Annotated in this window: 20 protein-coding genes and 1 pseudogene; 14 read left to right on the top strand and 7 right to left on the bottom strand. The window is 55.6% G+C overall.

What is annotated here, in order from left to right; all coding sequences use genetic code 11:
- Positions 1 to 13 precede the first annotated feature (13 nt).
- The 5 genes from gmk to DW49_RS0116655 all read left to right on the top strand — a co-directional run bounded on the left by gmk (position 14) and on the right by DW49_RS0116655 (position 4,418).
- On the top strand, positions 14 to 658 hold the full coding sequence (gmk, locus tag DW49_RS0116635; protein WP_005613279.1) for a guanylate kinase: 645 nt from the start codon (positions 14 to 16) through the stop codon (positions 656 to 658).
- Positions 659 to 790: 132 nt separating this feature from the next.
- Positions 791 to 1,054 carry a DNA-directed RNA polymerase subunit omega gene (gene rpoZ, locus DW49_RS0116640; RefSeq protein WP_002551500.1) on the top strand — a complete coding sequence of 88 codons (264 nt, stop codon included), beginning with the start codon at positions 791 to 793 and terminating at the stop codon, positions 1,052 to 1,054.
- A 60-nt stretch (positions 1,055 to 1,114) separates the two neighbouring features.
- On the top strand, positions 1,115 to 3,220 hold the full coding sequence (spoT, locus tag DW49_RS0116645) for a bifunctional GTP diphosphokinase/guanosine-3',5'-bis pyrophosphate 3'-pyrophosphohydrolase (RefSeq protein ID WP_003377977.1): 2,106 nt from the start codon (positions 1,115 to 1,117) through the stop codon (positions 3,218 to 3,220).
- A gap of 25 nt (positions 3,221 to 3,245) precedes the next feature.
- Entirely contained in the window at positions 3,246 to 3,626 is a 381-nt protein-coding gene (locus DW49_RS0116650) for a RidA family protein (protein WP_005613247.1), read from the top strand.
- Positions 3,627 to 3,680: 54 nt separating this feature from the next.
- Complete coding sequence (locus tag DW49_RS0116655) at positions 3,681 to 4,418, top strand: lipoprotein (RefSeq protein WP_003377974.1); 738 nt, start codon at positions 3,681 to 3,683, stop codon at positions 4,416 to 4,418.
- 48 nt (positions 4,419 to 4,466) lie between these two features.
- Here DW49_RS0116655 and DW49_RS0116660 read toward each other — a convergent pair whose 3' ends face one another.
- Complete coding sequence (locus DW49_RS0116660) at positions 4,467 to 5,315, bottom strand: SDR family oxidoreductase (RefSeq protein ID WP_024421324.1); 849 nt, start codon at positions 5,313 to 5,315, stop codon at positions 4,467 to 4,469.
- A gap of 210 nt (positions 5,316 to 5,525) precedes the next feature.
- Between DW49_RS0116660 and exbB the strand changes: the two genes are divergently transcribed.
- The 6 genes from exbB to DW49_RS0116690 all read left to right on the top strand — a co-directional run bounded on the left by exbB (position 5,526) and on the right by DW49_RS0116690 (position 12,241).
- Positions 5,526 to 6,482: a tonB-system energizer ExbB gene (exbB, locus tag DW49_RS0116665; protein ID WP_024419686.1), complete on the top strand. Its 957-nt coding sequence runs from the start codon at positions 5,526 to 5,528 to the stop codon at positions 6,480 to 6,482.
- Between the two features lie 3 nt (positions 6,483 to 6,485).
- Positions 6,486 to 6,911 carry a TonB system transport protein ExbD gene (gene exbD, locus DW49_RS0116670; RefSeq protein WP_005613239.1) on the top strand — a complete coding sequence of 142 codons (426 nt, stop codon included), beginning with the start codon at positions 6,486 to 6,488 and terminating at the stop codon, positions 6,909 to 6,911.
- Complete coding sequence (locus DW49_RS0116675) at positions 6,908 to 7,654, top strand: energy transducer TonB (protein ID WP_005613236.1); 747 nt, start codon at positions 6,908 to 6,910, stop codon at positions 7,652 to 7,654. Before exbD ends, DW49_RS0116675 begins: the two co-directional genes overlap by 4 nt.
- A gap of 92 nt (positions 7,655 to 7,746) precedes the next feature.
- Positions 7,747 to 8,670 (top strand): hydrogen peroxide-inducible genes activator, encoded by a 924-nt coding sequence (locus tag DW49_RS0116680; protein WP_003377961.1) that lies wholly within the window; start codon positions 7,747 to 7,749, stop codon positions 8,668 to 8,670.
- An 11-nt stretch (positions 8,671 to 8,681) separates the two neighbouring features.
- On the top strand, positions 8,682 to 10,757 hold the full coding sequence (gene recG / locus DW49_RS0116685; RefSeq protein WP_005613231.1) for an ATP-dependent DNA helicase RecG: 2,076 nt from the start codon (positions 8,682 to 8,684) through the stop codon (positions 10,755 to 10,757).
- An 86-nt stretch (positions 10,758 to 10,843) separates the two neighbouring features.
- Positions 10,844 to 12,241, top strand: a complete 1,398-nt coding sequence (locus DW49_RS0116690; protein ID WP_005738655.1) for an aminoacyl-tRNA deacylase and HDOD domain-containing protein — start codon at positions 10,844 to 10,846, stop codon at positions 12,239 to 12,241.
- Positions 12,242 to 12,328: 87 nt separating this feature from the next.
- Here DW49_RS0116690 and DW49_RS0116695 read toward each other — a convergent pair whose 3' ends face one another.
- The 3 genes from DW49_RS0116695 to DW49_RS0116705 form a co-directional block, all read right to left on the bottom strand.
- Positions 12,329 to 12,616, bottom strand: a complete 288-nt coding sequence (locus DW49_RS0116695; protein ID WP_019332081.1) for a helix-turn-helix domain-containing protein — start codon at positions 12,614 to 12,616, stop codon at positions 12,329 to 12,331.
- A 146-nt stretch (positions 12,617 to 12,762) separates the two neighbouring features.
- Positions 12,763 to 13,092, bottom strand: coding sequence for a type II toxin-antitoxin system RelE/ParE family toxin (locus DW49_RS0116700; protein ID WP_024419685.1), 330 nt, complete (start codon positions 13,090 to 13,092; stop codon positions 12,763 to 12,765).
- 286 nt (positions 13,093 to 13,378) lie between these two features.
- Complete coding sequence (locus tag DW49_RS0116705) at positions 13,379 to 13,780, bottom strand: GFA family protein (protein ID WP_005613228.1); 402 nt, start codon at positions 13,778 to 13,780, stop codon at positions 13,379 to 13,381.
- Positions 13,781 to 14,079: 299 nt separating this feature from the next.
- Between DW49_RS0116705 and DW49_RS0116710 the strand changes: the two genes are divergently transcribed.
- Positions 14,080 to 15,387, top strand: a complete 1,308-nt coding sequence (locus tag DW49_RS0116710; RefSeq protein ID WP_005613227.1) for a CitMHS family transporter — start codon at positions 14,080 to 14,082, stop codon at positions 15,385 to 15,387.
- A gap of 192 nt (positions 15,388 to 15,579) precedes the next feature.
- Here DW49_RS0116710 and DW49_RS0116715 read toward each other — a convergent pair whose 3' ends face one another.
- Positions 15,580 to 16,443, bottom strand: coding sequence for a type III secretion system major pilin HrpA (locus DW49_RS0116715; RefSeq protein WP_005613222.1), 864 nt, complete (start codon positions 16,441 to 16,443; stop codon positions 15,580 to 15,582).
- A 108-nt stretch (positions 16,444 to 16,551) separates the two neighbouring features.
- Positions 16,552 to 17,097, bottom strand: a pseudogene (locus DW49_RS0116720) (ATP-binding protein); the annotation flags it as partial.
- Between the two features lie 85 nt (positions 17,098 to 17,182).
- Between DW49_RS0116720 and DW49_RS0116725 the strand changes: the two are divergent.
- Together DW49_RS0116725 and DW49_RS0116730 are read left to right on the top strand one after the other, a co-directional pair.
- Positions 17,183 to 17,665, top strand: coding sequence for a hypothetical protein (locus DW49_RS0116725; RefSeq protein WP_024421326.1), 483 nt, complete (start codon positions 17,183 to 17,185; stop codon positions 17,663 to 17,665).
- Between the two features lie 1,332 nt (positions 17,666 to 18,997).
- On the top strand, positions 18,998 to 19,873 hold the full coding sequence (locus tag DW49_RS0116730; RefSeq protein ID WP_024421327.1) for a RepB family plasmid replication initiator protein: 876 nt from the start codon (positions 18,998 to 19,000) through the stop codon (positions 19,871 to 19,873).
- A 31-nt stretch (positions 19,874 to 19,904) separates the two neighbouring features.
- Here the strand turns inward: DW49_RS0116730 and DW49_RS0116735 are convergent, their stop codons facing one another.
- A complete protein-coding gene (locus DW49_RS0116735) occupies positions 19,905 to 20,771 on the bottom strand; it encodes a hypothetical protein (protein WP_005613217.1) in 867 nt (288 codons plus the stop codon).
- Positions 20,772 to 20,985: the final 214 nt, after the last annotated feature.

Here is a 20,985-nt window from a genome sequence, read left to right on the forward strand (position 1 = left end):
GGCTGAACCTCACATGACCCATATCACTGGCACCCTTTACATCATTTCCGCCCCGTCCGGCGCGGGCAAGACCAGCCTGGTCAAAGCCTTGATGGACGCCCAGCAAGAGCCTCAACACGGCGCGCAGGCGAAGATTCGCGTCTCGGTGTCGCACACCACCCGTGCCATGCGCCCGGGCGAAGTGGACGGCGTGAACTACAACTTCGTCGATCGTGCCGAGTTCATGCGCATGATCGAGCACGGCGACTTTCTCGAGCAAGCCGAGGTGTTCGGCAATCTGTACGGCACCTCGCAGAGCCATCTGCAGCAGACGCTGGATGAAGGTCACGACCTGATTCTGGAAATCGACTGGCAGGGCGCCCGGCAGGTTCGTACGCAAATGCCGCAGGCCCGGTCGATATTCATTCTGCCGCCGTCTCAGCAGGCGCTGCGTCAGCGTCTGACCAACCGGGGCCAGGACAGCGATGAGATCATCGAAGCGCGGATGCGCGAAGCGGTCAGCGAAATGAGCCATTACAACGAGTACGAATACGTGGTGGTCAACGACGACTTTGCCGGCGCGCTGGAAGACCTCAAGTCCATTTTTCGCGCCAATCGACTGACTCAGCAGCACCAGCAAGAACAATACAGCGAGCTTTTTCAGGAGTTGCTGGCCTGATCGAGCCGTTTCCATGCAACAGGTTGCAGGTTAAAAACATACCGTTGGTGGCTTGCCGCTTGATGCAGGGTGCCGTCCGCTTGTAAACTATCGAGTCCGCTCGCCCATCCGCATTTGCTACGAGGAATACCCATGGCCCGCGTAACCGTTGAAGACTGCCTAGAACACGTGGATAACCGCTTTGAGCTGGTCATGCTCTCTACCAAGCGTGCCCGTCAACTGGCAACCGGCGGCAAAGAACCAAAGCTGGCGTGGGAAAACGACAAGCCTACCGTTATGGCTCTGCGCGAAATCGCAGCGGGCCTGATGGATTACGCTGTAATCGCAGAAGCTGAAATCGTTGAAGATGAACCATTGTTTGCAGCGTTTGAGGACGAGTCCAACGAGGCCGTCTAAGCCTATGCCGGGTCGACGCAGTACGGCGCAGGGTAAAAGCCATTGGCAGGGGGTAGCGCCTTGCCGAGCATAGACGCCCTCGCCGACAGACTGTCGGCCTACCTCGGCAAGGACCAGGTCAATCTGGTCCGCCGAGCGTATTTCTACGCCGAACAAGCCCACGATGGCCAGCGCCGTCGCAGTGGTGAAGCCTACGTCACCCATCCTCTTGCGGTGGCCAATATTCTCGCCGACATGCACATGGACCATCAGAGCCTGATGGCCGCGATGCTGCATGACGTCATCGAAGACACCGGCATTGCCAAGGAAGCGCTCAGCGCGCAGTTTGGCGAGACCGTCGCGGAACTGGTCGACGGGGTCAGCAAACTGACCCAGATGAACTTCGAGACCAAAGCCGAAGCTCAGGCCGAAAACTTCCAGAAAATGGCCATGGCCATGGCGCGGGACATCCGCGTGATTCTGGTCAAGCTCGCCGACCGCCTGCACAACATGCGCACGCTTGAAGTTCTGTCCGGTGAAAAGCGCCGCCGGATCGCCAAGGAAACCCTCGAAATCTATGCCCCCATCGCCAATCGGCTGGGCATGCACAGTGTGCGTATCGAATTCGAAGATCTGGGTTTCAAGGCCATGTACCCGATGCGGTCCTCGCGAATCAACCAGGCGGTCAAGCGCGCCAGGGGTAATCGCAAGGAGCTTGTCAACAAGATCGAAGAGTCCCTGAGCCATTGCCTTGCGGTGGACGGCATCGAAGGCGACGTCAGCGGGCGGCAGAAACACCTCTACGGCATCTACAAGAAGATGCGCGGCAAGCGCCGGGCCTTCAACGAGATCATGGACGTTTACGCGTTCCGCATCATCGTCGACAAGGTCGATACCTGCTATCGCGTGCTGGGTGCTGTACATAATCTGTACAAGCCGCTGCCCGGCCGATTCAAGGATTACATCGCGATCCCCAAGGCCAACGGCTACCAGTCGTTGCATACCACGCTGTTCGGCATGCACGGCGTACCGATCGAAATCCAGATTCGCACACGCGAAATGGAAGAGATGGCCAATAACGGCATCGCGGCGCACTGGCTGTACAAATCCAGTGACGACGAGCAGCCCAAGGGCACTCATGCCCGCGCCCGGCAGTGGGTCAAGGGCGTTCTGGAAATGCAGCAACGCGCGGGCAACTCTCTGGAGTTCATCGAGAGCGTCAAGATCGACCTGTTCCCGGACGAGGTCTACGTTTTCACGCCCAAGGGCCGGATCATGGAGCTGCCCAAAGGCTCCACGGCAGTGGATTTTGCCTATGCGGTGCATACCGATGTCGGCAACAGCTGCATTGCCTGTCGCATCAACCGCCGACTGGCGCCACTGTCCGAGCCGCTGCAGAGCGGCTCCACGGTCGAGATTGTCAGCGCCCCCGGCGCACGTCCGAACCCGGCATGGCTGAACTTCGTCGTCACCGGCAAGGCGCGTACTCATATTCGCCACGCGCTCAAGCTGCAACGCCGCTCCGAGTCGATCAACCTCGGCGAGCGCCTGCTTAACAAGGTGCTCAACGGCTTTGAATGCAGCCTGGAGAAGATTACGCCAGAGCGCATTCAACTGGTGCTGAACGAGTATCGGGTCGAGGTGCTGGAAGACCTGCTCGAAGACATCGGTCTGGGCAATCGCATGGCCTATGTCGTCGCCCGCCGCTTGCTGGGCGAAGGCGAGCAGCTGCCAAGCCCGGAAGGCCCGCTGGCGATTCGCGGCACCGAAGGTCTGGTACTCAGCTACGCCAAATGTTGTACGCCGATCCCGGGCGACCCAATTGTCGGCCATTTGTCTGCGGGCAAGGGCATGGTCGTGCACCTGGATAACTGCCGCAATATCAGCGAAATCCGCCACAACCCGGAAAAATGCATCCAGCTGTCCTGGGCCAAGGACGTCACCGGCGAATTCAATGTCGAGCTGCGTGTCGAGCTGGAGCACCAGCGCGGTCTGATCGCCTTGCTGGCCAGCAGCGTCAACGCAGCCGATGGCAATATTGAAAAAATCAGTATGGACGAACGCGATGGTCGCATCAGCGTGGTCCAACTGGTGGTCAGCGTGCACGATCGCGTGCACCTGGCCCGCGTGATCAAGAAACTGCGCGCCTTGACCGGTGTCACACGCATCACCCGGATGCGCGCGTAGGCAATCCATTCATCAGGAGTTCTTCATGACCAAGACTGTCATCACCAGCGACAAAGCCCCTGCGGCCATCGGCCCGTATTCCCAGGCGATCAAAGCTGGCAACACCGTCTACATGTCCGGACAGATTCCGCTGGACCCAAGCACCATGGAGCTGGTCGAAGGCATCGAAGCCCAGATCACTCAGGTCTTCGAGAACCTGAAAACCGTTGCCGAAGCGGCGGGTGGCTCGTTCAAGGACATCGTCAAACTGAACATCTTTCTGACCGACCTGGGTCACTTCGCCAAGGTCAACGAGATCATGGGCACCTATTTCTCGCAGCCGTACCCGGCGCGTGCGGCCATTGGTGTTGCGGCATTGCCGCGTGGCGCTCAGGTTGAAATGGACGCGATTCTCGTCATCGAATAAATCCCCGACGGAGCGTGTTTCGCGCTCCGTTCTCCCTGAAGGAAGGAATCCGTTATGCGTTCCGCGCTCGTCATTTCGCTGCTCGCCGTCATTTTGAGCGGCTGCGCCAGCCTCGCCGACCGCAACCCGGACGGCACCTGGATCAACCAGACCGCCATCGACGCTGCCGTCAAACAAGGCAATCTGCGTCAGGCATTGCTCGCCAATGGCCCGAATCTGGAGTGGAAAATCAACTCCAAGGCCAATCAGGCTATTTATTCCAACGGTTTCGAGCTGGGCGAAGGCAAGATTGTCAGTGCCGCCGAAGGCAAGCTGCACATCGACTTCTACGGCAACTTCTTTGAAGACCTGAGCGTCAAGGGCGGCGACCTGGTTCAAGCTGCCAGCGAGTCTGGCCCGGAGCAGCACTTCCAGAAGCCAGAGAACCCTGCGCCAGAGGGTGCACAGCCGGGCAGCAGCTTTGAAAGAGCGCTGTACGGCGCTTACATGGGTGGCAAATGGACCGTTGTTGAAGGCGACGGCCAGGGCAGCACCGTGCAATTCATGCCTGATGGCAGTGTGCAGGGGCTTCCCGAAAATGATCGTTTCGCGTTGTGCCTGGCTGGCGATTGTGCAGCCATGAGCGGCGAATACGACAGCATGTGGCTGGAAAAGGCTGAAAAGGGCAACCCTTGGATCTTCTCCCGCAAAGGCAAGCAGCTGGAGATTTTCCAGGCGGTTAACAATGCCGGTCCAGACCAGATGCCTGAATTGCGTCCGGGTGCACGTCACTGGTTGCTGCAACAGCAGTAAGCAATTGATGATCATGAGCGCCTGCCACGGCGCTCATGAATCAACGTTCTACCCCAGCAAAGCCGCATAGCCAACCCGGTAATCCGGGTACATCGGCGCCCATCCCAAGGCTCGCGCCCTGGCATTGCTGCAACGCTTGCTGCCGACGCGCTGCACGCTGACATCCTCCGACCATTCGGTCACGCCCAGATACTCACGCAGCCACGCCACCACGTCGGCCAGCGCGGCAGGGTCATCATCAACCCCCAGATAGCAGCTTTCCAGCGCCACACCGCGCAGGTCTGCTTGCAGCAGGTGTTCCAGCAAGCTTGCGGCGTCATCGGCATGAATGCGGTTGGCGTAGACAGGCGGATCAACCCGCACGCTGTGCCCTTGGCGGACACGATTCGACAGATCGCTGCGCCCCGGGCCATAAATGCCGGTCAGCCTCACGGCCGTGGCGGGCAATCCGCTGTTCAGCGCAAGCTGCTCGGCCTCCAGCATCACCGTGCCGGTGTAGCCGCCGGGTTCAGTGGCCGAGTTCTCATCGACCCACTCGCCGTTCTGCTGGCCGTAGACACCGCTGCTTGAGACAAAGATCAGCCGTTTGGGCCGCTGCCCCGTCTGCTCAAGCCAGTTCAATACGTTACGCAGGCCCTCGACATAGGCCATCCGGTAACCGGCTTCGTCTCGCTGCGAAGGCGTGGCGCAATACACCACATAGTCCAGCGCAGCAGTGGGCCACTGCGCGGGCCGTTGAGCCTCGAACAGATCACCCTCCACGCCAATCACCCCGGCCGGAAGCTCGGAAACAGTGCGTCGCAGCCCGTGGACAACCCAGCCATGGGGCTGGAGCCGGGTAGCGAGTCGAGAGCCGATGTCGCCACAACCGGCGATCAGAAGCGAAGGAGCAGTCATTTGATATCTCCGTACAAGGCGTTGTCAGCACCTTGCAAAAGGGTCGTTGAAGGTCGGGTGTTCGGGCAAATATGTAAAAAAGATACAGTATTACTTTTGTTAACAAGAACGATTTGCAATAATGGCAGCCTATTTGTTCCATGCGAGCGTCGAAAGTACTGAACGACGCACTGGAATCATCCCCCTATTTTTCTCTCAGGTCCGGCCAGCATGACACGCATTCAATCAATCGCTTCGCCTACCAAGCTGCCTCGCCTGCCTCGTGCATGGCGTGGTATTGCAGCCCTTGTCTTGAGCCTGATGTTCGTGCCGGTGGCACTCGCGGATCAATCGGCGCCAGCAACCACCACCCCGGCAGCCTCCGCCGCGCCTGCGGCAGCGGCTCCTGTTGCACCTGACGCCGCCGCACCGGTCCAGGCGCTGGAGCCAGTGGCTGAAGACAACAGCCTGGGCATGGCACATGACCTGTCGCCGTGGGGCATGTATCAGAACGCCGACATCGTCGTGAAGATCGTCATGATCGGGCTGGCCATCGCCTCGATCATTACCTGGACCATCTGGATCTCCAAGGGCTTCGAGTTGCTTGGCGCCAAGCGCCGGTTGCGCGGTGAGATCGTCAACCTGAAAAAAGCCCGTTCCCTGACAGAAGCCAGCGCCACCGCCAGCAAGGAAGGCACGCTTGCCCACCTGCTGGTGAACGACGCCCTTGAAGAAATGCGCCTTTCGGCCAACAGCCGTGAACGCGAAGGGATCAAGGAGCGCGTCAGCTTCCGCCTCGAGCGCTTGGTAGCAGCCTGTGGCCGTAACATGAGCATGGGCACCGGCGTGCTGGCAACCATCGGTTCGACGGCGCCGTTCGTGGGTCTGTTCGGCACCGTGTGGGGCATCATGAACAGCTTCATCGGCATCGCCAAAACCCAGACCACCAACCTCGCCGTCGTTGCCCCCGGCATCGCCGAGGCTCTGCTGGCAACGGCGCTGGGTCTGGTTGCCGCGATTCCTGCGGTGGTGATCTACAACGTGTTTGCGCGCTCCATCGCCGGTTACAAGGCTCAGGTCTCCGACGCCTCGGCACACGTGCTGTTGCTGGTCAGCCGCGATCTGGATCATCTGCCAGAGCCTGCCGAACGCAATCAACAACAACCGCACATGGTCAAGGTGGGCTAACACGTGGGCCTGCATCTTAACGAAGGCGGCGATGATCTCGCCGAGAACCATGAAATCAACGTGACGCCGTTCATCGACGTCATGCTGGTGCTGTTGATCATCTTCATGGTGGCCGCGCCGTTGGCCACCGTAGACATCAAGGTCGATCTGCCGGCTTCCACCGCCACGCCGCAACCCAGGCCCGAGAAGCCGATCTTCCTCAGCGTCAAAACCGACAAAAGCCTGTATCTGGGCGAAGAGAAGGTGGCCCGCGAGCAGATTGGTCAGGTTCTGGACGCCCGCACCAAGGGCAAGAAGGACACGACGATCTTCTTCCAGGCCGACAAGGGTGTGGATTACGGCGACCTGATGGACGTCATGAACACGCTTCGCGGTGCCGGTTACCTGAAGGTCGGTCTGGTCGGGCTTGAGACGGTTGGTAAGAAATGATCAGTACGCGCCAGAAACTGACGCGCTATAGCGGTAGTCTGTTGTTGGTGCTGGCCGTGCACGCTATCGCAATCATTGTTGCTGTTCGCTGGCCTGCCTCTCAGGCGATCGAGCTGCCGCCGGCAGCGATGATGGTCGAACTTGCGCCATTGCCCGAGCCAGCACCGCCACCACCGCCAAAGGTTGTTCAGCCGCCGCAGCCGCCCGCACCCGAAGAGCAGGTTCCGATGCCGGAAGTCGCGCAAGCGCCGAAGCCGGAAATTGTGGTGCCCAAGAAGGTCGAGAAGCCCAAGCCAAAACCGCAGCCGCCCAAGCCGCAGAAGAAGCCTGAGCCACCTCAGGAAAAGCCCGCTGACGAAAAGCCGGTCGATACACCGCCGAGCACAGCCAAACCGGAAAAATCGGCCGCTCCGGCACCAGCACCTACGCCTTCGCCACCCAGCACCGCATTGCCTAGCTGGCAGGGCGACCTGCTGAGTCACTTGGGCAAGTACAAGAAGTATCCCGAAGACGCTCGCCGTCGCGGTATGCAGGGTGTTGCCCGTTTGCGGTTCGTTGTGGACGCTGATGGCAACGTACTGTCCTACTCGATTGCCAACAGCTCGGGCAGCCCGGCACTGGATCGGGCAACGATGGAAATGATCCGTCGTGCACAACCATTGCCCAAGCCGCCGAAGGAAATCCTCAACAACGGCACCATTGAAATCCTCGCACCGTTCGTTTATTCGCTGGATAAACGCTGAATTGCACTTTTGTTACTCATGAGTGCTTCTGATAACGTGCGTCTATCGATCGCACCCGCTATGCTGGGGTCGCAACTTCATGGACGCACGTTATGACTCTTACAGAATTGCGCTACATCGTTACGCTCGCCCAGGAGCAGCACTTTGGTCATGCGGCCGAACGCTGCCACGTCAGCCAGCCAACGCTGTCAGTGGGCGTCAAAAAACTCGAAGACGAACTGGGTGTGCTTATCTTCGAGCGCAGCAAGAGCGCCGTCCGCCTGACTCCGGTCGGTGAAGGCATTGTTGCTCAGGCCCAGAAAGTACTGGAGCAGGCTCAAGGTATCCGTGAGCTGGCCCAGGCAGGCAAGAATCAGCTGACCGCTCCGCTGAAAGTCGGTGCGATCTATACAGTGGGCCCTTACCTGTTTCCTCACCTGATCCCACAACTGCACCGGGTCGCCCCGCAGATGCCGTTGTACATTGAGGAAAACTTCACCCACGTGCTGCGCGACAAACTGCGTAACGGCGAGCTGGATGCCGTGATCATCGCCTTGCCGTTCAACGAAGCCGATGTGCTGACCCTGCCGCTGTACGACGAGCCGTTCTCTGTGCTGATGCCTGCTGACCACCCGTGGACTCAAAAAGAGACCATTGATGCCTCGGCCCTCAATGACAAGAGCCTGTTGCTGTTGGGCGAAGGCCACTGCTTCCGTGACCAGGTGCTGGAAGCCTGCCCTACGCTGGGCAAAGGCAACGAAGGCGCCAGGCATACGACGGTCGAGTCCAGCTCGCTGGAAACCATTCGCCATATGGTCGCTTCCGGATTGGGTATCTCGATCCTGCCGTTGTCGGCAGTCGATAGCCACCACTATGCGCCCGGTGTAATCGAAGTTCGCCCGCTGACGCCGCCCGTGCCTTTCCGTACGGTCGCCATCGCCTGGCGCGCAAGTTTCCCAAGGCCAAAAGCTATCGAGATTCTCGCTGACTCTGCACGTTTGTGCTCGGTTGCGCGTCCGAAAAACGTCGCGAGCTAGGCAGAAGAGAAATGAGCGAGCTTTCCAGGGTATCGGTCACGGCACTCAAAGGTGTCGGTGAAGCGATGGCAGAAAAGCTGGCCAAGGTTGGTCTGGAAAATCTGCAGGACGTGCTGTTTCATCTGCCGCTGCGTTATCAGGATCGGACTCGCATCGTACCTATCGGTGCGTTGAGCCCCGGTCAGGATGCGGTGATCGAAGGCGTCGTGAGCGGCGCCGATGTGGTGATGGGCAAGCGGCGCAGCCTGTTGGTGCGGCTTGGCGACGGCACCGGTGTCGTCAGTCTGCGCTTCTACCATTTCAGCAATGCCCAGAAAGAAAGCATGAAGCGCGGCACGCACCTGCGTTGTTTCGGTGAAGCGCGCCCCGGTGCTTCCGGGCTGGAAATCTACCACCCGGAATACCGCGCCATTACCGGCGATGAACCGCCACCGGTCGAGCAGACCCTCACGCCGATCTACCCCACGACCGAAGGCCTCACTCAGCAGCGTCTGCGCCAGTTGTGTCAGCAAAGCCTGGCGATGCTCGGCCCGAAAAGCCTGCCGGACTGGCTGCCGGAAGAGCTGGCCCGCGATTACCAACTGGCCCCGCTGGATGACGCGATTCGCTACCTGCATCATCCACCCGCTGACGCCGACGTGGACGAACTGGCCCTCGGTCATCACTGGGCGCAGCACCGCCTGGCTTTTGAAGAGCTACTGACCCACCAGCTTTCCCAGCAACGGCTACGCGAAAGCCTGCGTTCACAGCGTGCACCCGCGCTGCCCCTCGCGAAAAAGCTGCCGAAACAATTTCTCGCCAATCTGGGTTTTGCGCCCACTGGCGCGCAGCAGCGTGTCGGCAAGGAAGTGGCCTACGACTTGAGCCAGCCCGAACCGATGCTGCGGCTGATTCAGGGCGACGTCGGCTCTGGCAAGACTGTGGTCGCCGCGCTGGCTGCCTTGCAGGCACTGGAAGCCGGTTATCAAGTCGCGCTGATGGCGCCTACCGAGATTCTGGCCGAGCAGCATTACATCAACTTTCAGCGCTGGCTTGAGCCACTTGGAGTGGGAGTGGCATGGCTTGCCGGCAAGCTCAAGGGCAAGGCGCGCATCGCCTCACTGGAGCAGATCGCTACGGGCACGCCCATGGTGGTTGGTACCCACGCCTTGTTTCAGGACGAGGTGCAGTTCAAGAATCTGGCGCTGGTGATCATCGACGAGCAGCACAGGTTCGGTGTTCAGCAGCGTCTGGCGCTGCGCAAAAAGGGCGTCGGCGGCCTGATGTGCCCGCACCAGTTGATCATGACCGCCACACCCATCCCGCGCACGCTGGCCATGAGCGCCTACGCTGACCTGGACACTTCGATTCTCGACGAACTGCCGCCCGGCCGAACGCCGGTCAATACGGTGCTGGTTGCCGACAGCCGCCGCCTGGAAGTCGTCGAGCGTGTACGTGCCGCCTGTGCCGAGGGGCGCCAGGCGTATTGGGTCTGCACGCTGATCGAAGAGTCCGAAGAACTGACCTGCAAGGCTGCTGAAACGACGTACGAAGAACTCACCAGTGCTCTGGGCGAGGTTCGCGTCGGGTTGATCCACGGTCGCATGAAGCCCGCAGAAAAAGCCGCGATCATGGCTGAATTCAAGCAGGGCGCGCTGCAATTGCTGGTGGCGACCACGGTGATCGAGGTCGGTGTCGATGTGCCGAACTCCAGCCTGATGATCATCGAAAACCCCGAGCGCCTCGGCCTGGCTCAACTGCACCAGTTGCGTGGACGCGTCGGACGCGGCAGTGCCCTCAGTCACTGCGTGTTGCTGTATCACCCGCCACTGTCGCAGATCGGGCGGCAACGGCTGGGCATCATGCGTGAGACCAATGACGGTTTTATCATCGCGGAAAAAGACCTCGAGCTGCGTGGTCCTGGTGAAATGCTCGGAACCCGACAAACGGGCCTGCTGCAATTCAAGTTCGCCGACCTGATGCGTGACGCAGACCTGCTCCCGGCCGTACGCGACGCAGCGCAGGCCCTGCTCGAGCGTTGGCCCCAACATGTCAGCCCACTGCTCGACAGATGGCTGCGTCATGGCCAGCAGTATGGCCAGGTGTGATGCAGGCTACGCTTTGAACACCACGTGCGACCGAAAAGGAATAACGTGGTTATACTTCAAAAAATGTAGGAATTTGGACACAGCCCATGACAGAAGTTGCCCACGTCAATGATTCTCACCATGCACCGCCAGTGATTCGGCAGTTGCTTGAAAAATTGGCCATAAGCTATAACGAAGTCATGGACGACAAAAGTCTGCCCCCGGCGCGCAAGGTTCAGGCTGTGCTGGTTGAAGACGCTGTCGGCGCCTTGCTCATCTTGTTCCCGCAGAGCCAGTTGCTTGACCTGAGCCGGATTACCGAGCTGACTGGACGCCAACTGACCGCCGTGCCCCATGAGCGGCTGGCGCGCATGCTCACCAAGCACAACCTGCAGGTGTTGCCGGGTCTTCCCGCGTTGACCAGTTCACCGTGCCTTTACGATGATCGCCTGCTGCAAGAGCCGACACTGCTGGTGGGTTCGGGCGAAACGGGGCTGTTGCTGGAAATCAGCAGTGACGATTTCAAAGGCATGTTGAGCAAGGCCAGCGCTGCGCATTTTGGCCAGTCCGTGGCAGCGATCCATCCGAACCTTGATCGTCCTGATGATGATCCGGCAGAAATTACCCAGGCCATGCGCGCCTTCACGGCGCGCCGCATCCAGCAGCGACTGGAAGCGACCCTGGAGATCCCGCCGCTGGCCGGCACCGCACAGAAGATCATCAAGCTGCGGGTCGATCCTGATGCAACCATCGACGACATCACCGGCGTGGTCGAAACCGACCCTGCACTGGCGGCACAGGTCGTCAGTTGGGCGGCATCGCCGTACTACGCATCGACTGGCAAGATTCGCTCGGTCGAAGATGCAATCGTTCGCGTGCTGGGTTTTGATCTGGTCATCAATCTGGCGCTGGGCCTGGCGTTGGGCAAGACCCTCAGCCTGCCCAAGGATCAGCCGCAACAGACCACGCCTTACTGGCAGCAATCGATCTACACCGCGGCGGTCATCGAAGGCCTGACCCGCGCCATACCGCGTGCCAAGCGCCCCGAAGGCGGTCTGAGCTACCTCGCCGGTCTGTTGCACAACTTCGGTTATCTGCTGCTTGCTCACGTGTTCCCGCCGCACTTCACGCTGATCTGCCGACAGCTCGAAGTCAATCCGCACCTGCACCACAGCTACATCGAGCATCACTTGCTGGGCATCAGCCGTGAGCAGATCGGTGCCTGGCTGATGCGTTACTGGGACATGCCGGACGAACTCTCCACCGCGCTGCGCTTTCAGCACGACCCGCACTACGCCGGCGAGCATTACGCCTACGCCAATCTGGTGTACCTGGCGGTACGCCTGTTGCGGGCGAACGGCGTCGGTGCAGGTCCCGAACAGGAGATCCCGGACGAGCTGTTCGACCGACTGGGCCTGAGCCGCGAAAAGGCCAATGAATCAGTGAAAAAAGTGCTGGAGGCAGAGGTCTTGCTGCGCGAACTGGCGTCGCAGTTCAGTAAGTAGGTGGTGGCGGTGCCTGCTTGTTCTGAGTGGGCACGCTCTATCAATGATCAAAAATGAGCTGCCATTCTTGCCATGAGTGGCACTTGATCAGGCAGCCGACCGCTCGGTCACCTCAATTGCAATCTTGAGGTTTGCGCCGCTCAACATGTTGACCAACGCATCGAGAGAGAATTTATCGACTTTCCCTTTGAGAAGGTCATTAAGTCGAGGCTGCGTGATATGCAGTCTCGTTGCCGCCTCTCTCTGCGGCAAGCCCCAGCCATTGACTGCTCGAGCCAATGCCATCATCAACTCAGAGCGCACACGCAGGTTTTCAGCCTCTTGCGGCGCGTCTATCAATGCGTCCCACACACTTGTGTAGCGTTCGTTTGGCATAACTGTTCCTCGACCGATTGCATGACTTGAAAGCCGTGAGTGCCTTTTTTGTTCGCTTAAGGCAATGCTCCCTTGCGGGTCAGGTTTTAGGTGACCCTTATGCCTTTGCCTACTTAACCTTTATCTTTCCATCAGAGCCCGGCCGGTTAGCCTAATGATCGGAATCGAGATTTTGCGAGATCCAGGTCACGCTTTTCAGTCCTCTGACTCGTCTTCCGGAATGCATGCAAAACATAGATTGCCTCCGGCCGATCCACCACATAAAACACGCGAAAAGCCCCGTCCTTGCAAGCTACACGAATTGCTTTCACGCCCTGTCCGACATCCGGCATGGGCTTCCAGTCATCCGGGTCATCACCCCGCTGCACCTTGCCGAGCTGATACCCAGAGCGTCGCAGCGCTGAAGCGGGGAACTCCCGTAGGTCATCTCTACTACTGCCAACAAACTCGATGGGCTTTTCGACCGCCTGCTTCATCGCTGAACCTCAGCCCTGTAGGCTTGATTGAAATTAGCGTTTTCGCAGTCCTGTCCTCGGTTTCGAGTACACGTGAGACATAACGCTCTCCTGCCCGTAGGCGGGTTGCTTCGCAATCTGTCAGGTCAACGTGTTCTCGGGTAGTCGTGATTAGTAACCGTAGAAGTCTATATCCGTTTCAGTATCGGTGCCAGCGCCTCGGCACCCTTTGATCCGGTCAAATTGGTATAAAAGGATGTCAGATCGCGCTGCCTGATTGGTTGCTTGTGTGGCCAACACAGCCGCCTCACCCGGGCTCACCCTCATCCCCCGGTAAATCCTCATCCAGATGCAGCCATGGCAATCTGTTCTCTATCCAGATATGCCGAGACGGCGCAGCCAGCTCGGGCTGGTCGAGCGTTGCAATGGTCACGTCGATTTCGTTCGGGCTGTTGCGCGTGAACAGTGCCATGTGCGCGCCGCAGTTGCCGCAGAAATAGCGCACGCAGGTTGCAGCAGAATCGTAAGCGGCCGGGCCTCCTGTCAGCCATTTGAATGAGGTCAGCGGCACGCTGATCCAGGTCACGACGGTTGCGCCCGATGTACGCCGGCAGATGGAGCAGTGACAGTGCGCGATGTCTTTCAGCGGCGCCTCGAACTGATAGCGCAGCCTGCCGCAATGGCAGCCGCCTGTGTGTACCTCACTCATCCTGATTTCTCCCGTTCATGGGGCACAACGCTTGTGACAATAAAATTTGCGCAACTGCCGATTGAAAGGTCGGTGAAAGCTTGGGCCATTAGCATCGCCTCACTTCCGGCAAAAAGACCGGGTAGCCAGGAACGGACTCCAACGTGTTTCAGGCCCAATTAACAACAATAATGGTGATTCCGATGCTTGCTGATTTCTTGATGTGCACCCCTCTTGCGCCCCCACTCCACGTAACGCTCCCGCTGAGCTGACTCGTTCATTTCATCGTTTTGTAGCCGTATTACGTCTGGAGTATTCCCATGCTGACTTTCCTTGGCTTTGCCATGGTCATTGCGTTCATGTACCTGATCATGAGCAAGCGCCTGACTGCGCTGATCGCCCTGATTCTGGTCCCGATCATCTTCGCGCTGTTCGGCGGCTTTGCCGCGCAGATCGGCCCGATGATGCTCGCCGGTATTACCAAGCTTGCGCCAACTGGCGTAATGCTGATGTTCGCCATTCTGTACTTTGCGTTGATGATCGACTCCGGCCTGTTCGACCCGGCCGTGCGCAAGATCCTGAAAATGGTCAAAGGCGACCCGATGCGCATCTCGGTCGGTACTGCCGTGCTGGCGCTGGTGGTGTCCCTCGACGGTGATGGCGCGACCACCTACATGATCTGCGTTGCCGCCATGCTGCCGCTGTACAGCCGCGTCGGCATGAGCCCGCGCATCATGGCCGGTCTGATCATCCTGGCCGGTGGCGTGATGAACATGACGCCCTGGGGCGGCCCGACCGCTCGTGCGGCCAGCGCCCTGCATGTCGATGCGTCGGATATCTTCGTACCGATGATCCCTGCCATGCTGGCCGGTGTGGTTGCGATTCTGGCAATTGCCTACTTCTACGGCAAACGTGAACGCGCTCGCCTTGGCGAACTGCACCTTAAGGGTGATGAAGTCGATCACAGCGAAATCAGCGTCTCGCAGTTCCCGGATGCACGCCGTCCAAAACTGATCTGGTTCAACGGCGCCCTGACCTTCGCCCTGATGGTCGCCCTGATCATGGGCCTGCTGCCGCTGCCGGTGCTGTTCATGATCGCGTTCAGTATCGCGATGATCATCAACTACCCGAACCTGCAGGATCAGAAAGACCGTGTTTCGGCTCACGCCGGTAGCGTTCTGGCGGTGGTCGGCCTGATCTTCGCGGCAGGTATCTTCACCGGCATTCTGACCGGCACTGGCATGGTCGACGCGATGTCGAAAAGCCTGCTGGCAGTGATCCCGGACGCGCTGGGCCCTTACCTCGCTGTCATCACCGCGCTGGTCAGCATGCCGTTCACCTTCTTCATGTCCAACGATGCGTTCTACTACGGCGTACTGCCGGTGCTGTCCGAAGCCGCTGCCCACTACGGCATCAGCCCGGTTGAAATGGCCCGCGCTTCGATCGTCGGTCAGCCGGTCCACCTGCTCAGCCCGTTGGTGCCTTCGACTTACCTGCTGGTTGCTCTGGCCGGTATCGAGTTCGGTGACCACCAGCGCTTCACCCTGAAATGGGCGGTTCTGGTGTGCATGTGCATCCTGGTTGCGGCGCTGCTGATGGGGATCTTCCCGTTCTATAGCAGCATGTAAGCCTCGCAAGCGCTCACAAAAGCTCGCCGTCGACTTGAACGTTGACGGCGAGTTTTTGCGTTTGAGGTGTTCGAATACTTGAAGGCCGATGCTGCAACGCCTCGGCCGGATGACTTCGAGCGATCGCCTCCACTTGCTCCAGATCCGCCAGAGCACGCGCTACGTTCAGCCGCCTGTATCGCCGCTGTCAGCTCACTGGTAGTTGATGCCCGTGGCGTTCTTTTCAGTGGCGCTGATCTTCTTGTCGGTGGAGTCTTCACGGCCAGACTGGATGGCCTCGAGTACGTCCAAAAGCTGTTTACGCGCGGCTTCCCGAGCTTGCAACGCTTCTTTGGCTCTGAGAAGCCCTTCGGCGCGTTGCATTCCATTTTTTTGCTCTCGCATGCTGGTGATGCTTTCAGCAACGCGTTGAGCCGCCTCTTTTGGCCTGTTCAAATCAGGATCAGGTACCTGATGATCACCGTGGGCTTCAGCCTTTGTCGGCTTTGTTTGCTTGGCATTGAACCTTGCCCCGTTCCTCTCTTCTCGGCCAGGTCGTCCCTTGGCAGACCTGTCCGCGCGAGGACTGTGGCGTTGCGCGTGATCCAGCGCAATGCCCAGCAAGCTCAGCACCGAGCCTGCGGGAGGCCGCCGAGGTAATGATGACGACGCCGTATCGCTCTGCGCATCATGCTCTGATGGAGTCGACGTCGTCGTGACCGCGTTGGGCGTCGGGTCCCAGGGAGTGAGCTTGCCGGCGCTGTCCTGCATATAGACCCTGACAAGGTTCAGGTCGTGATTGGGGTCAGCCTCAAACGCTAACACAGGTTGGAGCGTCGAGGGGCGCGCTGAAAGAGCCGGGACACCGAACATGTTGCTGCCCAAGGAGGCCAACTCGAACAGTTTCCCTTTCTCGATGCTGGTGCGGATGTGGTCACTGATGGCGCTACGCACCTTGTTCAGCCACTTGATTGAAGCGGCATTGATCATGCGCGTGGAGTTGGGAATGGAAATTTTGTCTGTGCCTTGTGCGGACGAGCCGTTGCCCGCGGCTGACGTGAGCGGCGTTATGTTCATTGAGTAATCTCCCTTTATCGCTGCTGAGTGGCGATTCGCGGTAATGAGTTCCTCACTGATATAAAGCCTCGTCACCGCCTGGATCGTGGGTGGCGAGTTTTTACGCCTTCAATTACTCGAAGGTCGATACTGCAACGCCTCGGCCAGATGGCTGCGAGTGATCGCGTCCACCTGCTCCAGATCCGCCAGGGTACGCGCCACTTTCAACAGCCGATGAGCCGAGCGCAGCGACAAGGTCAGGCGCTCGCAGGCCGTTTCCAGCCAGCGTTCGTCGGTGCTCGACAGCGCGCAATAGGTGCGCAGCCCCGGCAGATCGAGAAACGCATTGGCGCAGCCCTGACGTTGCTGCTGGCGTGCGCGAGCCTGCGCAACCACTGCGGCAGCGCTGGCGGTGTTTTCGCTGGTGGTCAGGTCAGGATTGAGCGCCGTGGCCTCACGGGCGACCGTCAGGTGCAGGTCAATCCGGTCCAGCAACGGGCCGGACAGCTTGTTGCGATAGCGCTGCACCTGCTCGGTGGAGCAACGACAGCGCCCGGTCGGCTCACCGAGATATCCACAGGGGCACGGGTTCATCGCCGCCACCAACTGAAACCGCGCCGGAAAGCGCACGCGATCCCGCGCACGGGAAATCACGATATGCCCCGACTCGAATGGTAGGGGGTTATTCCACACATTTTTTTAGCAATGGATTTTTGCTCCTGATTGGACTGAGAATGGCACTTTGCCAACAGGAGGTTGTATGGGATTTCTATCAAAGGCTGGGAGCATTGCATTCGGGATCGCCGTTTTTCTAGGACTGCTGGCTTTACCGTTCTTATTTTTTGCAGGTATAACCAGAGCTTACGAACAAATAATCCCACCGTTAATATCCATAGGATGGATATGCATAGGTTTGATTTTGTTTGTCCTTTTGCCGCTTTCAATATTTAAGAGTCTTAGAGTTTTTACTGGGTCAACAATATACATATTTTCATATGTGTTCGGTCTCCTGAGTTTTCTCATTAGCCTTTTGACTACGTGGTTCCTATGGGGTGGATTCTGGGCGATTCTTGGAATGGTATTACTTGGGGGAGCAGTTGTGCCATTTGCATTGTTAGCCAGTGCCTTCAAAGGCATGTGGACTTTGTTCTTTATAGTCGTTGGTCTGTTGGTCATTACTTGGGGTGCTCGTATCATTGGAATGTTAATCGCTGAAAGCGGTGCTAATCATAAGCATAAGTAAGCAAGGACATTTTGAGAGATATGGGAGTGCTGGCTATGGCCCCTATCCTACACTAATGTAAAACTCGAGCTATGCGAGTTTGTGGAAGTCTCGCATAGTTCACAAGTGAGGCTGCAAGGTCATTTTTTGTGCTTGAACTGGTTCAAGTGTAAAAATTGAGCCCGTATAGATTTTCAAAGTGAAATTTGTCCTAAGTCAAAAACAAGTGTTTTACGACCATGAATCTCATTCTCGTACTGAGAACATTAAAATGCTATTTTCAAAAAAAAACTAAAATCCTTTCACAGCTTTATATCAAATTATTGAAAGTTTGATTTTTCCAACCATGAAATAATGGCTTCTATAAGCCAAAAAACGCTGTCAATAGCAAATCAAAAATATATTTATAGTCCGACCTTGTCTACGTTTACCGGTCTACCCTATTTGCGTTTTACTTAATGTAGTTTTGCAACTAACCGCCCGAATAAAAATCATCGACGCTCCTAAAAAAGTGCTCCCAGTTTAATTTCAAAAAAAACGTGGGGGGTGGGCCACCTACGAGAATGAAAATTTTCAAACCCTGCCACTCGATTTCAAAATAAAGCACAACTTACAAAAACGACCATGAAGCTCATTATTTCAATTAATTGATATTAGGGTATCGTTAAACGCTTACTCACTCTAAAAACGCTATCTGCGTGAGCTGTATTTTTCAAAGTATTTTTTTGGTTTAAAAGCGAAGCTACCAGACGCTCTTGACTTTATTCCCAATTCAACCCGATAGGGCGAGGGATTTTGTTTTTGATTTCAACACTCCAAAGTGTTAGACATCCGGCAGCAAACCACTGAAAAACTACGTTTTATGATTTGTTTCGCTTCGCTTCTCAAATCTACGAACTTCGTTCGCCTTTCCCAGATGGTTTTAGCCCCGGATGGGGCGTGCTCTGCTGAACTCAAAAAAATAGATTTGAAATCAATAAAGGTATTTTAAAGTAATTAGTAGTATTTAAAGGTATTTAAGAGTGCTGTTTTATGCTTAGAACAAGCCATTTTTTCGGCCCATATATGTGGCGTTATATGTTGATGTATGTGGCGCTCTATGCATATGTATGTGGCGTTGTATGCTGATATATGTGGCGTTCTATGCATGTGTATGTGGCATGCTATTTTGATATATGTGGCGTTCTACGCAGATACATGGAGCATTCTATGGGAGTGCATGTGCTTCCCTGCGTATATACATGTGGCGTTATATGTAGCATTAAAATGCTATTGATATATGTGGCGTTGTTCTATTGACATTTATAAGCATTGTGCTTTTATATATGTATATAAACAACGAAAGGAGCACCAATGGAGCTAATATTCAACCAGCATGAAACTCACAAAAAAATATACGCACAAGACACATATATGACATTTGCCAAGTCAATTCTCCACTTGCCTATATTCCAATCAGTGAAGAACTCGAAAAGCCCGAGAGTCATAATAAAAATTGCAAGGCTTTATGCATTTGAAGATGTTGAAATGGACTTCATACCACTATCCGTGGATTTCGATTTTGATGTTTTCTATTACATACTGCAAATGAAATTAAAATCGGACAAACTCACGTTCACAATAAATATGAAAAAGTTTATGAGATTTCACAAGGTTCACCCAAGCAACAAAAAAGTCTACATCGAAAAATTACGAAAGTCGTTGAAGAGCATGATGAAGTTTTACCTTGAATTTAGATATGGAGCTACGACCTACAAGTGCCACCTTTTGAATAACGTAGTGGAGGATTCCAATGATAAAGAAAATACCTTAATTACTTTCAATAAAGAGTTCGAAAACTTTTATAAACACGATACCGATTTGATTTTCAACTTGAATTTTGATGAGTTCAAGGCAATAAAAGGAGACTATGCAAAGGCACTATATATGTTCTATTTGACGAATAGATATGATGACACCGTTGCTTTCAAAGTCGCCGATATAATAACAAGGTTGCAAGCTGGGGCGTCAGTTAAAAATGAGGCGTTGAGAAGCATAAAAAAAGCACACGACGAATTGATTAGTATTGGATTTTTGAAGAGCATAGAACCGATTAAAGACGGCAGAGAATTGGTTGCTTACAAAGTCGAGTTTAAGAAAAGAAGAGAGAAGCCACTGCCTGAGCCAAAAGAAAAAGAAACAAACATCACTAATGACTTATCGTTATGTGATGAAGAGCTGCCATTTTAATCTATAAAAAATAGCCCTCATGGGCTAAATTTTAAATCTTGAACTTGAATTTTCTTTTGGCTGTTTGCTTTAATTCTCCATCGATAGGAGCACCTGAGCCGTCATCATCAATTAATGCTTGAACATAGGCTGAACATATTTCACGCTCGCGTTCATCTAACTGATTAACCTTTTCAGCAATATCAAGGTAAAGAGCAGCATCATAAACAACAACGTCATCCAAGACGTTTTTGATATTTTTCAGTATTTCAATTTCTCTGTAGCTATCATGCTTATCAACCAGTTCATCTATGAAAGAACGGAAATCCGTTTCAACATCTTGAACCTCGGCGGCTGTAACTTTATCTTGATACTGTTGCGTTGATTTAAACTCATCAACTTTATCTTTTATCATTTCATCGAATTCCTTTTTTAATCTTGGGTGGTCGGTATAAGCAACAAACAACTCATTATTAATATTTTTGAATTCCTCATTTTTGCCAGCAGGTGTTTTCTCAAAATCCACTCCAAAGCATATGCGGCAGGTGATAGAACTATGAGCAATACAGAGCATTTCTTGTGTGGCTTTACTCAATACATCACGCAAGATGTCCTGTGGTGTAGATTCGAATAATTTGTCTAACTCATCTATCAAGTCATCGTTCGCTGGTGCAGTCTGTTCTTGTTCAACCTGCTTTGTAGGCTCTTGCGGCTTCTCTGATGCGGGTTGAACGGGTGTAGGCATGACAGGTGAACCAATGACAGGTTCGACCGGTTTAGGATCTTCTACGGCTTTCTTAGCCTTCCATTTTTGAGCTTGTAATTCATAGTCAGCTTTTCTTTGTTCAAGCTCTTTCAAGTCTTGTTGAGTAGGTTTATATCCTGACAATGTGAAGCCTTTGTCTTCAAGATTCATCATTTTGAACTCCATCCACATTTTCTTCTTTGCGTAGTCTGGGCCATGAACATGTAACGGCCCCGGCTTCTTCATGTCAGTTGTTAGACGTTGAAGCCCAGCTTTTATACTGGGCGGCGGCAAAAACTGAGCGCAACACCTGACCAATCCGGTACGGTGAACCTATGTCATATCATGAACTCAGCATTGAAGAACGCATCACGATCCAGTTTGGCCA

Source organism: Pseudomonas avellanae BPIC 631 (assembly GCF_000444135.1).
Lineage (GTDB): Bacteria > Pseudomonadota > Gammaproteobacteria > Pseudomonadales > Pseudomonadaceae > Aquipseudomonas > Aquipseudomonas avellanae.

Excerpts from the sequence above, each read along its gene's own strand:
- DW49_RS0116705 (WP_005613228.1), bottom strand. The coding sequence starts at position 13,780 with ATGAGTGAGGTACACACAGGCGGCTGCCATTGCGGCAGGCTGCGCTAT.
- DW49_RS0116730 (WP_024421327.1), top strand. The coding sequence starts at position 18,998 with ATGGAGCTAATATTCAACCAGCATGAAACTCACAAAAAAATATACGCA.
- exbB (WP_024419686.1), top strand. The coding sequence starts at position 5,526 with ATGACACGCATTCAATCAATCGCTTCGCCTACCAAGCTGCCTCGCCTG.
- DW49_RS0116660 (WP_024421324.1), bottom strand. The coding sequence starts at position 5,315 with ATGACTGCTCCTTCGCTTCTGATCGCCGGTTGTGGCGACATCGGCTCT.
- recG (WP_005613231.1), top strand. The coding sequence starts at position 8,682 with ATGAGCGAGCTTTCCAGGGTATCGGTCACGGCACTCAAAGGTGTCGGT.
- DW49_RS0116710 (WP_005613227.1), top strand. The coding sequence starts at position 14,080 with ATGCTGACTTTCCTTGGCTTTGCCATGGTCATTGCGTTCATGTACCTG.
- DW49_RS0116725 (WP_024421326.1), top strand. The coding sequence starts at position 17,183 with ATGGGATTTCTATCAAAGGCTGGGAGCATTGCATTCGGGATCGCCGTT.
- gmk (WP_005613279.1), top strand. The coding sequence starts at position 14 with ATGACCCATATCACTGGCACCCTTTACATCATTTCCGCCCCGTCCGGC.
- DW49_RS0116695 (WP_019332081.1), bottom strand. The coding sequence starts at position 12,616 with ATGCCAAACGAACGCTACACAAGTGTGTGGGACGCATTGATAGACGCG.
- DW49_RS0116700 (WP_024419685.1), bottom strand. The coding sequence starts at position 13,092 with ATGAAGCAGGCGGTCGAAAAGCCCATCGAGTTTGTTGGCAGTAGTAGA.
- rpoZ (WP_002551500.1), top strand. The coding sequence starts at position 791 with ATGGCCCGCGTAACCGTTGAAGACTGCCTAGAACACGTGGATAACCGC.
- DW49_RS0116690 (WP_005738655.1), top strand. The coding sequence starts at position 10,844 with ATGACAGAAGTTGCCCACGTCAATGATTCTCACCATGCACCGCCAGTG.
- DW49_RS0116715 (WP_005613222.1), bottom strand. The coding sequence starts at position 16,443 with ATGAACATAACGCCGCTCACGTCAGCCGCGGGCAACGGCTCGTCCGCA.
- DW49_RS0116735 (WP_005613217.1), bottom strand. The coding sequence starts at position 20,771 with ATGATGAATCTTGAAGACAAAGGCTTCACATTGTCAGGATATAAACCT.
- DW49_RS0116650 (WP_005613247.1), top strand. The coding sequence starts at position 3,246 with ATGACCAAGACTGTCATCACCAGCGACAAAGCCCCTGCGGCCATCGGC.
- DW49_RS0116675 (WP_005613236.1), top strand. The coding sequence starts at position 6,908 with ATGATCAGTACGCGCCAGAAACTGACGCGCTATAGCGGTAGTCTGTTG.
- DW49_RS0116655 (WP_003377974.1), top strand. The coding sequence starts at position 3,681 with ATGCGTTCCGCGCTCGTCATTTCGCTGCTCGCCGTCATTTTGAGCGGC.
- DW49_RS0116680 (WP_003377961.1), top strand. The coding sequence starts at position 7,747 with ATGACTCTTACAGAATTGCGCTACATCGTTACGCTCGCCCAGGAGCAG.